This is a genomic window from Candidatus Brachybacter algidus (assembly GCF_016707225.1).
GTDB lineage: Bacteria > Bacteroidota > Bacteroidia > Chitinophagales > Saprospiraceae > Parvibacillus > Parvibacillus algidus.
Genome location: NZ_JADJID010000001.1, coordinates 993,178 through 1,006,500, shown reverse-complemented (window position 1 = coordinate 1,006,500; position 13,323 = coordinate 993,178). Strand labels below are relative to the sequence as shown.

The window sequence follows — 13,323 nt, the reverse complement described above, 5'->3', positions numbered from 1 at the left end:
TTTAATCAATTCTAAACTTTGCACCTAAGAATCGCATTATAACTCCATTCCTTTTAATGACAAATTAAAAAAGATATGGTAGAATTTAGCGAAATCGATAAAGACAGGATTATAGAAATGGCATGGGAAGACAGAACGCCATTTGATGTAATAAAAATCCAGTTTGGATTATCACAAGGGGAAGTCGAAAAACTTATGCGGAAAGAACTTAAACATTCAAGTTTTAAAAGGTGGAGAAAAAGAGTTTCCTCAGGCGTTGGGGTCAAACATTTATTTAAAGCTGAAAATGATATGTTACGATTCAAATGCTCAAGACAGAAGCAGATTAGTCATAATGCGATCTCAAAGCGATAGACTAATGATTAATGAATGTGTAACAAAAATCTACCAGAGAAAGAATGTCCAGTTTGCAATTTAAAATTTAAATGGCGCAGAAAATGGCAAAAAAACTGGGATGAAGTTAAGTATTGCAGCGAAAAATGCCGAAATAATAAAAACGGTAACTACCTTTCAAAAAATAAGTTCAAAAATAAAGCAAATGATAGTTAAAACCAAAATTAGCTTTAAAGAATATGTAAAACTCATCTACAGCATAGCTTATAAAAAAACGCTATTGAGGCTTTTACTCCTTGTTGCATTTCTCATTCTTCTATGGATAATATTTTATTATTTGCATATTTTCAACCTTCCCAAACCAATTATATACCAATATATTACCTTGATCTTAATAGTTATTGTGCAGCCATCACTAATCTTTGTGACGATATGGAGAAACTATTATTCCAGCAACCATTTGCAAGAAGCTTTAGAAATGGAAATATCACAAAAGGAAATTAAGATAACAGGCAAATCATACTATATGGAAGTTAAGTTGGAAAACTTGTTTAAAATTGTAGAAAAAGCTAAGTGGTTTCTGATGTATCAAAATAATCTATCAGCGATAATTGTTTCTAAGAAAGACATGAATTCAAGTGATTTGAAGACTATCAGAAAAATCATTACAGAAATAGATAATGTGCCAGTTGAGTAGTGATTAAAATTCATTTACCCTTCAATAGATACACATTGTTAATCCTAACTAAAAATAAAATAAGCAAATGAAAAAAATATTATTCTTAACATTATCGATTCTCATACTTACGAATGTTCTATCGGCACAAGAAGCAACCTACCAATTGTCGAGTCATATCTTAGACATTACACAGGGCAAACCTGCCTCAAATGTAAAAATCTCTCTATCCAAACAAGACAAGAAAGGTAATTGGAATATTATTGATGAAAAATATACAGATGAGAATGGAAGGATCAAGAATTTTCTCAAAGAAGAAAAAGGTACCGATCATAAAGGAATTTATAAACTGACTTTTTTCACAGAGCCTTATTTCAAAAAGATGAGTCAGGAAAGCTTTTATCCTTTTATCGATGTAGTTTTTGAGCTAAAAGACAATAACCATTATCATGTACCAATTACATTATCGCCTTTTGGATATTCGACTTATAGAGGGAATTAATAACAATATTCTGCGAGATAAATAACTCATGATAGTATGGATATTAATCAATATGATGCAGAAATAAGAAATTAAAAATTAGAAGTCATAAGTCAGAAGTCAGAATGAAACTTCGATGGTTGATTCCACCAAATAAAATCATTTATGTAAATTTATGTAATAAAAAAATCAAACTAACTATTTAGAATACAAACATTTAAATAATATTTAAAATATATTATATGTTTATTTTGTTGTTTTTCAATGTGATAAACAATTTATAAGCTTAAGTTAAATATATTTCATTGACTATCACTCAAAAAGCGCTGCTATGAAAATACTTTTTACTTTTTTTACAATATTTATCTCTTTTAACATCCATTGTTTGGCTCAAACTTATCAGATTGGGCATAAGCAGCAGACATTTATTGATGAATCCCGTTCAAACAGGAATATCACAACTGAGATCTACTACCCTGCTGATATGAGCGGCGACAATGTATCTATAGCTTCAGGACAGTTCCCGGTTTTGGTCTTTGGGCATGGTTTTTTAATGACATGGAGTGCTTACGCTAACATATGGAATGATATAGTCCCAAATGGATACATTATGGTTTTTCCAACTACAGAAACAAGTCTTTTTCCCTCTCATACTAATTTCGGAAAAGACATTGCTTTTCTTGTTGGCGCCATGAAAACCGAAGGAACTAATGCTTCTTCTACGTTTTTTGGTGGAGTAGCGACTACATCTGCGGCAATGGGCCACTCTATGGGAGGAGGTTCCGCTTTTCTTTCAGTTCAATATGACCCAAGTATTACGGCACTTGCCACTCTTGCAGCAGCCAACACCAACCCTTCCTCTATAGATGCTGCAAAAAATATAGGTATTCCTTCAATAGTAATAGCAGGTGCAAATGATTGTGTAGCGCCACCTGTACAACATCAGCTTCCAATGTATGATGCCCTTGCATCTACCTGCAAAACCTACGTAACAATTACTGGTGGAAGCCATTGTCAGTTCGCAAACGCAAATACAAATTGCAGTCTAGGAGAACTAACTTGCAGTCCGCCGCCAGATATTAGCCCTATGTCACAGCAAAATATCACTTCTAGTTTATTGCTTTCCTGGCTTAATTACTATTTAAAGAATGAAAGTGATTCAGGGGTGGAATTTCAAAATTTAATAACAACAGGGGGCGGAATTGAATCACAACAAAATTGTTTGCTATTATCAACAAGAAAAAGTGAAAAAATAAGCGAATCAGGAATTAATATTTATCCTAATCCATTTTCTTCTGAAACAACTGTGCAGGCAAATATTCCGATGAAAAATGCAACATTAACTGTACACAATAACTTAGGACAACAGATAATGCAGTTGACAAATATTTACGGAAATACAGTCAGTCTAAAAAGAGGCGGTTTGTCCAGCGGATTATACTTTATAAGGCTAAAAGAAGATAATAAAATTTTAGCAACAAAAAAAATTATTGTACAAGACTAGATAAAAATGTACATAATGTAAATGCTTATTAATTATTTAATTTGTTGGTTTTATTATTTATTTTCCATGTGATATCTTATCTTTAAAAAAATAGAAATAATGAAAGTAGCTGTTTGGGACACTTATGTAACTAAAAAGGACGGAAGCATAATGCATTTCGACATCATTGCTGATGAGGAAATTAAGGATGAAAAGAAAATTTTTAGCTTTGGCGAAGATTATCTTACTTCCAAATCGCAGCAACAGCAGCCTATGACATCGAAAGAATGTAGATTCTGCCATATTGAGGAAGCAACACCAGAAATGAACCAAGCCATAGAAAGTAAAGGATATTATATAATAGAAATTGAAAACTGTAATTAAAAATGGATACAATACAACTTATACCGGGAAACTCATTATTGACAGCCACTCCGGAAGAAGGAAGGCAATTAGCAGTTAAAATGGCCAGGTTAATAATAAAATTAACGCAACCTGATGAAAACAAAAGAAAGGAACAAAGGGAGTTATATGCCAATGACCCAATGATGCTTATTGAAATTGGAAAGACTGTAGCTATTGAGTTTGCGACGATTGCGCAAGCCAATAACTATTGGAGATAGGCCAATGGATGATATTCTAAGAAGCTTAAAATTTATCAATAATAGAATTAAATTAGCCTGCAATAAATCTGGACGGGATATAAGCTCTGTACAGTTGCTTTTAGCTACCAAAACAGTGTCAGCTGAAAAGATCAAAATTGCTCTTAATTGTGGAGAGAAACTCATAGGTGAAAATAAATCTCAAGAGCTAAAAGATAAGTTTGAGGAATTAAAATTAATTCCTCATCAAACTCATTTTATTGGGCATCTCCAATCAAATAAGATAAAGGAGGTGTTGAAGTATTCTCAATGTATCCAATCAATTGATAGAATTGATTTAGTCCAAAAGCTAGACCAGCGTTTGCAGAAGGAAGGGAGAACCTTGGATATTATGATTCAGGTTAACACTTCTTTTGAAGAGAGCAAATTTGGTATTAATCCCGCCAATGTGCTTGAATTTGCTGAGGAAGTTGCTGCATTTGATACTTTAAAAGTGACAGGATTGATGACCATAGGACTTTTTAGCGCGGAAGAAAGTAAGGTTCGAAAATGTTTTAAACTCTTAAATTGTTTAAAGTCCGATCTAGAAGTTTTACAATTGCCCAATTTTGACTTGAAGGAACTTTCAATGGGCATGAGTAATGATCTTGAAATAGCAATAGAGGAAGGTGCAACAATCATAAGAGTTGGAACAGCTATTTTTGGCAGTCGAATATATCCTGACAGCTATTATTGGAACGAAAAACAGTAAAGAATAGATTAAAAGGTTATGAGATACAATTTCTGTTGTTTCAGAACTAAGTTATGTTTGTATTAGAAATTATTAAAGTAAAAAGTAGAAGAAATGTGGTGGCAGTATTTATTAGTCTTCATAGGTGCGTTATTATTTGACATAGTTCCTTTTCCCTTTCTTCCTGCATTTACCATAATGTTATTTCTTCAGATTGTTTTTCATTTAGATGTATGGTGGGTAATTGCAATAGGGCTTATAGGTTCAGTATTAGGAAGATATATACTAATTTTGTATATTCCTCATTTATCCAACAAGTATTTAAGTGTATCTAAGAATATAGACATTGAGTTCATTGGTGCTACTCTGAATCAAAATAAATGGAAAGGTCAGATGGTGATATTGGCATATTCATTATTACCGCTGCCCACTACTCCGCTTTTCTTAGCAGCAGGTATATCAAAAATTAAGGCCCGTTATATCATTCCTTGGTTCCTTATAGGTAAATTTGTCAGTGACACTGTGGCTTTATTCGCCGGGGCTTATGCTGTGGAAAACACAGAGTCTATTATTGAAAATGCCATTTCCTGGCAGTCCATTGCAAGTTTAGTATTTAGTGTAGTACTCCTCTTTTGCCTATTTTTTATTGACTGGCGCACGCTTATTCAGCAAAAAAAATTAGTGTTGAATTTTAAAATCTGGAGGTAGTAAAATCCAAATTTTACTATAATTGAAACCTTAATTTATGATCTTTCGAATATTTAAAGTGCTAATCAACTAATGTTTAGCATTTGCTTATTCCATTGGAAATCAATATTATAAAATATTTAATATGGACAATTATCTAATTTGTTGTATTTTAATTGGTTAGCTGAAAGCTTCTAAATCCTTGCAATTTCTACTCTTGTTAAGTTATAGGAATATTTTAAGAAATTATTGATAACTCTTAAACTTCAATTGCTAGATTTAGAATATTAACTCATCACCAAACTTAGCTTAAACGGCTATTATTTAGTTTTTTTGTCTTTTATATCCCTTTTTACGTAATAATATTTTAAAGTTACATAGATTTGTTTCTTTAAGCGACCCCTTCTAGAATAGAATTGGCTATTACGTAAGTATACAATTCTTAAAAATCCGTTTCACAAGTATTAAATCTTTAATAGCACAAAGCTATAACAGCGCCATTTGCATTATTGAAATGGGTTAATTAATTCAAAATAGAACATTATAAATTCGGCATTTTCATTAATTTAAAGAATTAAGTATGATTTTTAAAAACTACTTTATCGCATTATTATTTTTTGGGCAACTCACTTTCTGCTGTAACTATGCAACTGCCCAACTATATTGGTCCAATAGCAGCACATGGACATCATTTGGTGCTACGAAGCCTGTGGCAGGAAGTGCTGTTGTAATTCCTGATGGAATTGAGATCATTCTTAACGAGTCTCCTCCAGCGCTAGCTAGTTTAAACATAATGGGTAAGCTACAATTTGCAAATCAAGATCTAAATTTGACTGTAGGTTGGATCATGGTGATGGGCACTTTGGAAGTAGGTACCGAAACATCTCCTTATACAAGTAAAGCAGTGATCACTCTGAATGCAACTAATCCAAATGAGGAAATAATGGGCATGGGGACCAGAGGCATTATGGTGATGGGAGGACAATTGGAACTTCATGGTAATCCGCCATCAGCTGTGAAAACAAAAATAAATAATCATGCTATCTCAGGCTCTTCCACCATTACCTTGTTGGATGCAGTTTCCTGGAATGTGAACGATCAAATTGTAATAGCCCCAACTGATTACTATGGCGCCGGAAACAGTAATGCTCAAAGAAGCAAAATTACCACTGTAAATAGCCCAACATCCTTAACATTGCAAGATGGATTAAATGCACATCGCTGGGGTAAATTACAATATTTGACTCCAACAGGGATGAGTTTGACATATGCTCCACCACCTGCAAATCTATTATCAGGCACCCCAACTATCCTGGATGAAAGAGGAGAAGTTGGCAATTTAACACGAAACATCGTTGTCCAATCTGTAGATGATGCTTTGTGGCAAAACAGCGGATTTGGTTGCCATATAATGGTTATGAGAATGGGCGGAATGGTTGGCCGGGCACATCTGAATGGGGTAGAAATAAGAAGAGGTGGACAAGCAGGAAAATTGGGTCGCTATCCTTTTCACTGGCACATGCTAAGCTATCAGGGCAGTAACACTTTACCGGATGCAACAGGTCAATATATTCGCAATTCTGTAATTAATCAATCTGCACATCGAGGCATTGTCATACATGGAACTAATGGAAGTGAAGTAAGTAACAATATAGTGTACGACGTGCGTGGTCATGGTATCTTCACGGAAGACGCATCTGAACGTCGTAATATCATAAATGGAAATCTGGTTTTAAAAGTAAGAAAACCCCTAAATGGCAATGCATTGAAAGTGCATGAAGAAGATAATTCATCCGGCCTTTGGGTCAGTAATCCTGACAACACATTAACCAACAATACAGCTGCAGACTGCGAAGGATTTGGCTTTTGGCTGGCATTTCCTGAACAAACTTTCGGACTGAGTGCGGCGATTAATATTAATCCTAGTTTACAGAAATTTGGAGTATTCAATAATAATCATGCCCACTCTAATTTCGATGCTGGAATTTTTCTTGACAACGTGGAAATTGATATTCAAGGAAATACATATCCACATAGATATACTTCAACGATTGATGGATCAGAACCCGAATGGCCTTTTGACAATGTATTAACATATGAACTAGCTGATTATACTACATGGAAAAACAACTCCAGTGGCATTTGGAATCGATCAGCATCTGTGCGCAATAGAAGGGTTGTATCTGCGGACAATACTTCCTCCTTTTTTTCTGGAGCCAGTGATAATATAAATAGTGGTGAAATAGAAAGGTCTCTTGTTGTAGGTGTTAGTCTAAATTATAACATGAATGGCGTTGAACTTCCAGATCAATGGAATGCTGGTCAAAGGGCAGCATTTGCAAGTTATCACAGTACTTTCAATATTAAAGATAATGTCGTTGTCAATTTTGTGGGTGTAGAAGATGAGCCAAGCGGAGCATTCGCCGTAAACGATTACTATCTTATACCAATGGACAAAGGCACTGTTAGGAATACAAATAATTTAATAATCAATTCCCATCCAGGTGTCCGAACATATCCAGGTGAGGCACAACATGTCTATGGTGTAATTTGGGATTATCATAATTATTGGGGTGGTCCTGAAGGACATGATAATAATTATGTATTTGACAACCCGTTTTATACCTATGGTCTAATAAAACATATTGTACCACCGAATCCTGAAGTCTCTGGAGGAGTAATAGTAGATGGCCCATTCTATGGATTTTATAGTTATAATATAAATGGGATTGAAAGATCCTATGAAAAAATTGTTGTAACAAGAACAGATATAGATGGAATTCCTGTTGGAAGCTGGACTGTTGAAGCCGGTCAACCTGGAGATATTTTGGGAAATATGCGACATTACGCAGCACATCCGAGTGGATATTATTACTTAGATTTTCCAACCATTGATAATATTAATGATTTCAACGTGTTAATTTCCAACATGTTAACTTCTGATGATTATCAAGTAATGTCCGTTGAATATTCCGGAGATTTTAAAATAACTAATTTATTTTCTTCAACTGCATATAACATGAGTGAATTTGGAAATAATTTACCATACCCTGAAAACCAACAAGATGTCCACACATATACAGCAGTTACAAGCTTTCAAGCTGTTGTAAGTGCAGCACAAGGCGAAGTCTATTGGCATGATAGAGCTAACAACAAAGTATGGTTTAAAGTACGTGGAGGATTAAATTCTGGAGATCCTGATCAACCCGAAACTGCAGATGCTAATCTTTATAAGGAATTCAGAGTTCGTGCTTATGGTGAATTAGATCCAACTCCATTAGCGATAAACTTTTCGACATTTGAGGTTAATAAGGAAAGTGAAAGAGCTGCAAAATTAGTATGGTCGTTTGAAACTGATCAGAACTCTGTAAACTTTGATATAGAACGAATGAGTACCGGCAGTAAATTCTCATCAATTGGAAAGATAAAAGATCGAAAAGCATTGATAGGTCAAAATCAATTTTTTTTCATAGATGAAAAACCATATTATGGAGACAATTATTATCGTATAAAAGCAATTGACGACAATGGAAAGGCAAAATATACGTCTGTTAAATCAGTCAATATTTCAACAAAATCAGATGTTGACATTAGTATATACCCCAATCCAGTGTCAACTTTATTGAATTTAAAATTCATGAGTTCAGCAGCCGGAAAAACTAATGTATTGATATACAACACAATGGGTGAACTAGTCAAATCTGAAGCAATAGAAGTAAAAATTGGAGAGAACAATTCAGTTATTAATTTGAGTAAACTACCAAACGGCGTTTATACTATTCAGATGTTAATAGAAGGAAAGATGTATACTGAAAAGATCATTAAAAACTAACGGCTAACAATATTCTGAAAAATATTAGATCATCACTACATTTTTAGCAAAGACGTAGTGATGATTTACTATACTATTTAACCTAATCATCCCATACCCACATTCTTCTGCTGCTAATCACCCTGTAACGAATACTAATTTTTAATACAACCAAGGTTGACTAATTCATGGTCGATTTATTTAATTTAAAATCATTAATATGAAATTTTATTTACTAATCATGATGTTCTGCACCAATGCAGCAATGGCCACTAACTATTATGTAAGTACCAGCGGTAATGATAGTTCTGACGGGCAAAGCATTTCAACAGCATGGAAAACAATCAACAAAGTCAATCAGGGAAATTATAACGATGGGGATATAATTTTATTTAAACGCGGAGAGGTATTTAGAGGTGCGCTTGACGTTCCCATGACTGGCTGTACATATGGTGCTTATGGATCGGGTGCAAATCCAACTATAAATGGTGCTGTCGTCTTGAGCGCTTGGACAGTTCACACTGGTAGCATTTATAAGGCTACTTTAACTGGCAATAAAATACCAAGTCATTTATATGTAAATGGACAATTGATGTTAACAGCACGCTATCCAAACACAGGATGGTTAGAAACAGATGCAGGGAGCCCCAATAAAAAAACTATTAAAAGTAATGCTTTGGGCAGTTTAGGTAAACCTGAGGGATACTGGAATGGCGCAAACATTCATGTAAGGAGTTTTAGTTGGTTGTTCAATAACCGAACGGTCACCAGCAGCAGTAGCAATGGAGATGTGGTAATGAATGCCGATTTGGACCAAACAAATTCTAATACAATTAATCCGGGATGGGGATTTTATTTGGACAATAAATTAAGTGAGTTAGATGCTCCGGGAGAATGGTTTTTTGATCCTAATACCAAAACAGTTTATTTATATGCACCTGGTGGTGCTAACCCCAACTCCCTATTGGTCGAAGCCGCCGTAGAGGAGTTTGGTATTAAAATATTTTTTAAAAACAATGTTACAATACAAGACTTAACTATTAATATGACTACTGATATTGGGGTGCAACCATGGTTAAGTGATGGAGTTACTATCGATAATTGCATCATAGAAAAAGTTCCTTCAGGCATTCACCAATCCTGGAATTGTCAGAACTTAAAAATAACTAATAATAAAATCAGAGACTGCTATGATTACGGAATATTTTGGAACGAAGCAGGAGATTTTGATAATGGGAATGATTTAATACAAGGAAACCAAATACAACGCATTGGCATGGTTCCTGGATATGGAGGTGATGGCGTAGTTCATTATATTGGAGTACGGATACTAGGTCAAAATATGAATTTTATAAAGAATACGATTGATAGTACAGGTTATGTGTGTATGTTAAGTGAAGCAAATAATACTCTTATAGAGAAAAATGTATTTAACCATTCGCAATTATTATTAGATGATGGTGGCGCATTATACATTAATGCAAATAATCAAACAATAAGAAATAACTTTTTTCTAAACAGCTTTGGTAACAGAGACTTTAGCAGCGGTTTGTATAATGGTTCTAATTTCCGTATCATGGGAATGGGCATATTCTCACAGGGCGGCTTCAGTGGTAGTCTCATAGAAGCCAATGTATTTGCTTATAACCGCGACAATGGCTTGTATCTGGACAATCATGGTAGTGTTACTATAAAAGACAATTTGATGTTCAATAATAAAATACAAATTGACTTAACAACTAATTATGGAGGCAAAGCTAACATGACAGGTAATACATTATATAATTTATTGCCAAGCCAATCACTTATAGAAATGGAAGAAAATCCGTTAGATTATGCCAATACTTTCAACAATGCTGTATACGGCAATCCTTACAGTGGCAATTTCATTAAAGCCAATAATAATACGTATACTTTTACCACATGGCGAAGTGCCTTTCCTGCTGTAGATGTTTCCGCTGTTAATAGTCCAATAAGTTTAGTTTATATAGATAGTTTAACAGCCATAAGTAAGCACCTATTTATAACAAACCCTTCTGATGATCCGTTAGCTGTAAGTTTAAATAATAAAACTTATCGGAAACCTGATGGGAGTTATATCTGCAGTAACCAAATAATCGTGTCTCCATGGAGTGCTCAATTGTTAATTTTGGACGAGGAGGGATCTGTTCCTATCCATACTGCAGCAAGCGCAATCAACCAAACAGCTAATGCAGTAAACCAATGCAAATGGTATAATATTAGGAAAAACAATCAAAGTTTAGTCTCGATAAACCCAAGTGGATCAAATTTAGGTAACGTAAATACAAATACTTATTTGTCCAGTGTGAGTCAAACGGTCACTGGCAATAAAGCATTGACTAGAAGTTGGGTAATTAGCCCTACACAAACGCCAACCAATGACGTCAAAGTAAAATTGTATTTCACTCAAGCAGAATTTGCAGCTTTAAAAGCCCTGGATCCAACTATTATTACAACAGCAGATTTAAAAATTGTTAAATACAGCGGTATAAATCAAGATAGTATTTTTAGTAATAATGTAGGTGCTTCTACGAATATTCTAAACATTAGTTTTGAAACTTACGAAAATGGATATTATGCTGAATTCTTGGTTAATTCATTTTCTGAATTTTGGATAACCAGTAAATTAAATGGGACTTTACCATTAAACCTTCTATCATTTAATGCTGAACCTCAAAATAATACTGTAAAACTTACCTGGCAAACAACTCAAGAAGAAAATACGCAGAAATTCGATATTGAAGTTTCTTCAGACGCTAGTAGCTTTGTTAAAATAGGAGAAGTAAAAGCAATAAATACTGTGAAAAACAATAATTATACCTTTAGTGACAACAAACCTTCAGTTGCAGAAATAATCTATTATCGTTTAAAAATGATTGATAAGGACGGTCGCTTTACTTATTCAGATATTAGACAAGTAAAAATAATCGCAGCGAACAATGCAGATTTGAGGGTTTATTATGCTCTAGGCAGTAATGAGCTTACCATAGATATCATAGATAATAAAATAGGTACTTATAAATATAGCATTTACTATGCAGTTGGAAATGCATTCATCACGAATGGAATCAATCACCTACAAACAAAAAGTACTCATTATGTGGATATAAGTTCCCTTCCTCCAGGAATCTACTTGTTTGTTCTAGTTGATAATAAAAAACAACAAGTGCAAAAATTCATAAAGTTTTAATATTAAAAAACTTTCAAATAATTTAAAAACGTTGCTCTAAAAAAGCAGCGTTTTTTTATTTGTATTAAAGTATGATCCAAATTTGAAATAAAAACAACCACTTAAGTTCATAAATTATATTTATGGAATACATAAAAAGGTTAAATAATAATTTATGAATAATTGAGCTCATATTTGTGGCATAGTAGCCCATTATTTAAAAGACAAGCTTGACTATTCTCTTTTAAGCTTTGGATAACCCAATTAACATATGGAATGAATTTACTAATTATTTTACCTATAAAATTATGTTAGAAAACAATATTTCTTTTATAACAAAATTTAATTCCGCAGTAATTAATTTACAATGCTGCTATCAAATTGCTGTTTCAATGGACCATCCATTTGAATGTCAATTAAATGGCAATTATTACTCAAATATTCATGGAATTATCATAAATAAAAGGCAATCTTATCAAGCTTCAACAAATGAAAACACAACAGTGTTAGTAGGGTATTTCGAAGACGATACGACACTGGGTGATGCTATAAGAAATAAATTGAATGGTAAAGACATCTTGACTCTTGATAAAGGAGTATCGGCAAAACTTATTAATGAATTTCTACCTGATTTAGATGATTCGATAAAGAATTTGATTCAAAATACAAATTTATTCTATGCGTGGCTATTATTTTCTGACTATCCAAATATAAAATTTAAATTAGAAAGTAACGATCCAAGGATAACTGCGATCATGAAGTATATATCACAGAATTTGAAAAGTAAGATAACACTTAAAGACATTGCGGCCATAGTTTATTTATCAGTAGATAGAACAAGACATCTTTTTTTGGAAGAAACCGGAACCACCTTAAGACAATACATTTTGTGGAAAAGAGTACAGCAGACAGTTTATAAAGTATTACATGAACAATGGATACTATCAGATGCTTGCATATTATGTGGGTTCAATAACATTGCCCATTTCAGCAGAATTTTTAAAAATATGTTTGGAATTCCTCCCAAACAAACTTTAAAAGATATTCTATTTTTATCAATGCCCGATATTTATACAAAAAATAATTAGATATTGATTGTTTCAGATCAATTTACTCACACCAAAAAGTAAGTGACATAGAAATTCTTTAACTATGTACAATTTTGTATGTTGTTTGTATTAAGTCATCAGACATATAATTCGATCAATTGAAGAGAAATCTACACTTCATACAATATCTATCTTTTTACCTATGAACATATTTAGGTGCTATACATCTAGAGAATAAGTAACTATATAGATCTTTCCTTAATAAAAAGGTCTTGTCACAA

Annotated in this window: 11 protein-coding genes and 1 pseudogene; all 12 read left to right on the top strand. The window is 33.4% G+C overall.

From position 1 onward, the window contains the following. Positions 1-75: 75 nt before the first annotated feature. Positions 76-354: a TIGR03643 family protein gene (locus IPI15_RS04120; protein ID WP_287400911.1), complete on the top strand. Its 279-nt coding sequence runs from the start codon at positions 76-78 to the stop codon at positions 352-354. A 15-nt stretch (positions 355-369) separates the two neighbouring features. After that, positions 370-495, top strand: a pseudogene (locus tag IPI15_RS19770) (DUF2256 domain-containing protein); the annotation flags it as partial. Continuing rightward, entirely contained in the window at positions 455-1,030 is a 576-nt protein-coding gene (locus IPI15_RS04115) for a YcxB family protein (RefSeq protein WP_287400910.1), read from the top strand. The pseudogene IPI15_RS19770 and the gene IPI15_RS04115, both read left to right, overlap by 41 nt. Positions 1,031-1,097: 67 nt before the next feature. Continuing rightward, on the top strand, positions 1,098-1,511 hold the full coding sequence (gene uraH / locus IPI15_RS04110; protein WP_287400909.1) for a hydroxyisourate hydrolase: 414 nt from the start codon (positions 1,098-1,100) through the stop codon (positions 1,509-1,511). Between the two features lie 310 nt (positions 1,512-1,821). Next, positions 1,822-2,994, top strand: a complete 1,173-nt coding sequence (locus IPI15_RS04105) for a poly(ethylene terephthalate) hydrolase family protein (RefSeq protein ID WP_287400908.1) — start codon at positions 1,822-1,824, stop codon at positions 2,992-2,994. A 99-nt stretch (positions 2,995-3,093) separates the two neighbouring features. Then, positions 3,094-3,357 carry a DUF2024 family protein gene (locus IPI15_RS04100; protein WP_287400907.1) on the top strand — a complete coding sequence of 88 codons (264 nt, stop codon included), beginning with the start codon at positions 3,094-3,096 and terminating at the stop codon, positions 3,355-3,357. Positions 3,358-3,359: 2 nt separating this feature from the next. Beyond that, entirely contained in the window at positions 3,360-3,596 is a 237-nt protein-coding gene (locus tag IPI15_RS04095; RefSeq protein WP_287400905.1) for a hexameric tyrosine-coordinated heme protein, read from the top strand. A 4-nt stretch (positions 3,597-3,600) separates the two neighbouring features. Beyond that, the gene (locus IPI15_RS04090) at positions 3,601-4,326 is read left to right on the top strand and encodes a YggS family pyridoxal phosphate-dependent enzyme (protein ID WP_353738733.1); all 726 of its coding nucleotides are present in this window, start codon (positions 3,601-3,603) and stop codon (positions 4,324-4,326) included. A 93-nt stretch (positions 4,327-4,419) separates the two neighbouring features. Further along, positions 4,420-5,013: a hypothetical protein gene (locus IPI15_RS04085; protein ID WP_287400903.1), complete on the top strand. Its 594-nt coding sequence runs from the start codon at positions 4,420-4,422 to the stop codon at positions 5,011-5,013. Positions 5,014-5,572: 559 nt separating this feature from the next. After that, positions 5,573-8,824: a G8 domain-containing protein gene (locus IPI15_RS04080; protein ID WP_287419287.1), complete on the top strand. Its 3,252-nt coding sequence runs from the start codon at positions 5,573-5,575 to the stop codon at positions 8,822-8,824. A gap of 199 nt (positions 8,825-9,023) precedes the next feature. Then, entirely contained in the window at positions 9,024-12,014 is a 2,991-nt protein-coding gene (locus IPI15_RS04075) for a right-handed parallel beta-helix repeat-containing protein (RefSeq protein WP_287400901.1), read from the top strand. A 287-nt stretch (positions 12,015-12,301) separates the two neighbouring features. After that, positions 12,302-13,081: an AraC family transcriptional regulator gene (locus IPI15_RS04070; protein WP_287400900.1), complete on the top strand. Its 780-nt coding sequence runs from the start codon at positions 12,302-12,304 to the stop codon at positions 13,079-13,081. Positions 13,082-13,323: the final 242 nt, after the last annotated feature.

Excerpts from the sequence above, each read along its gene's own strand:
- uraH (WP_287400909.1), top strand. The coding sequence starts at position 1,098 with ATGAAAAAAATATTATTCTTAACATTATCGATTCTCATACTTACGAAT.
- IPI15_RS04115 (WP_287400910.1), top strand. The coding sequence starts at position 455 with ATGAAGTTAAGTATTGCAGCGAAAAATGCCGAAATAATAAAAACGGTA.
- IPI15_RS04100 (WP_287400907.1), top strand. The coding sequence starts at position 3,094 with ATGAAAGTAGCTGTTTGGGACACTTATGTAACTAAAAAGGACGGAAGC.
- IPI15_RS04070 (WP_287400900.1), top strand. The coding sequence starts at position 12,302 with ATGTTAGAAAACAATATTTCTTTTATAACAAAATTTAATTCCGCAGTA.
- IPI15_RS04080 (WP_287419287.1), top strand. The coding sequence starts at position 5,573 with ATGATTTTTAAAAACTACTTTATCGCATTATTATTTTTTGGGCAACTC.
- IPI15_RS04105 (WP_287400908.1), top strand. The coding sequence starts at position 1,822 with ATGAAAATACTTTTTACTTTTTTTACAATATTTATCTCTTTTAACATC.
- IPI15_RS04090 (WP_353738733.1), top strand. The coding sequence starts at position 3,601 with ATGGATGATATTCTAAGAAGCTTAAAATTTATCAATAATAGAATTAAA.
- IPI15_RS04120 (WP_287400911.1), top strand. The coding sequence starts at position 76 with ATGGTAGAATTTAGCGAAATCGATAAAGACAGGATTATAGAAATGGCA.
- IPI15_RS04075 (WP_287400901.1), top strand. The coding sequence starts at position 9,024 with ATGAAATTTTATTTACTAATCATGATGTTCTGCACCAATGCAGCAATG.
- IPI15_RS04085 (WP_287400903.1), top strand. The coding sequence starts at position 4,420 with ATGTGGTGGCAGTATTTATTAGTCTTCATAGGTGCGTTATTATTTGAC.
- IPI15_RS04095 (WP_287400905.1), top strand. The coding sequence starts at position 3,360 with ATGGATACAATACAACTTATACCGGGAAACTCATTATTGACAGCCACT.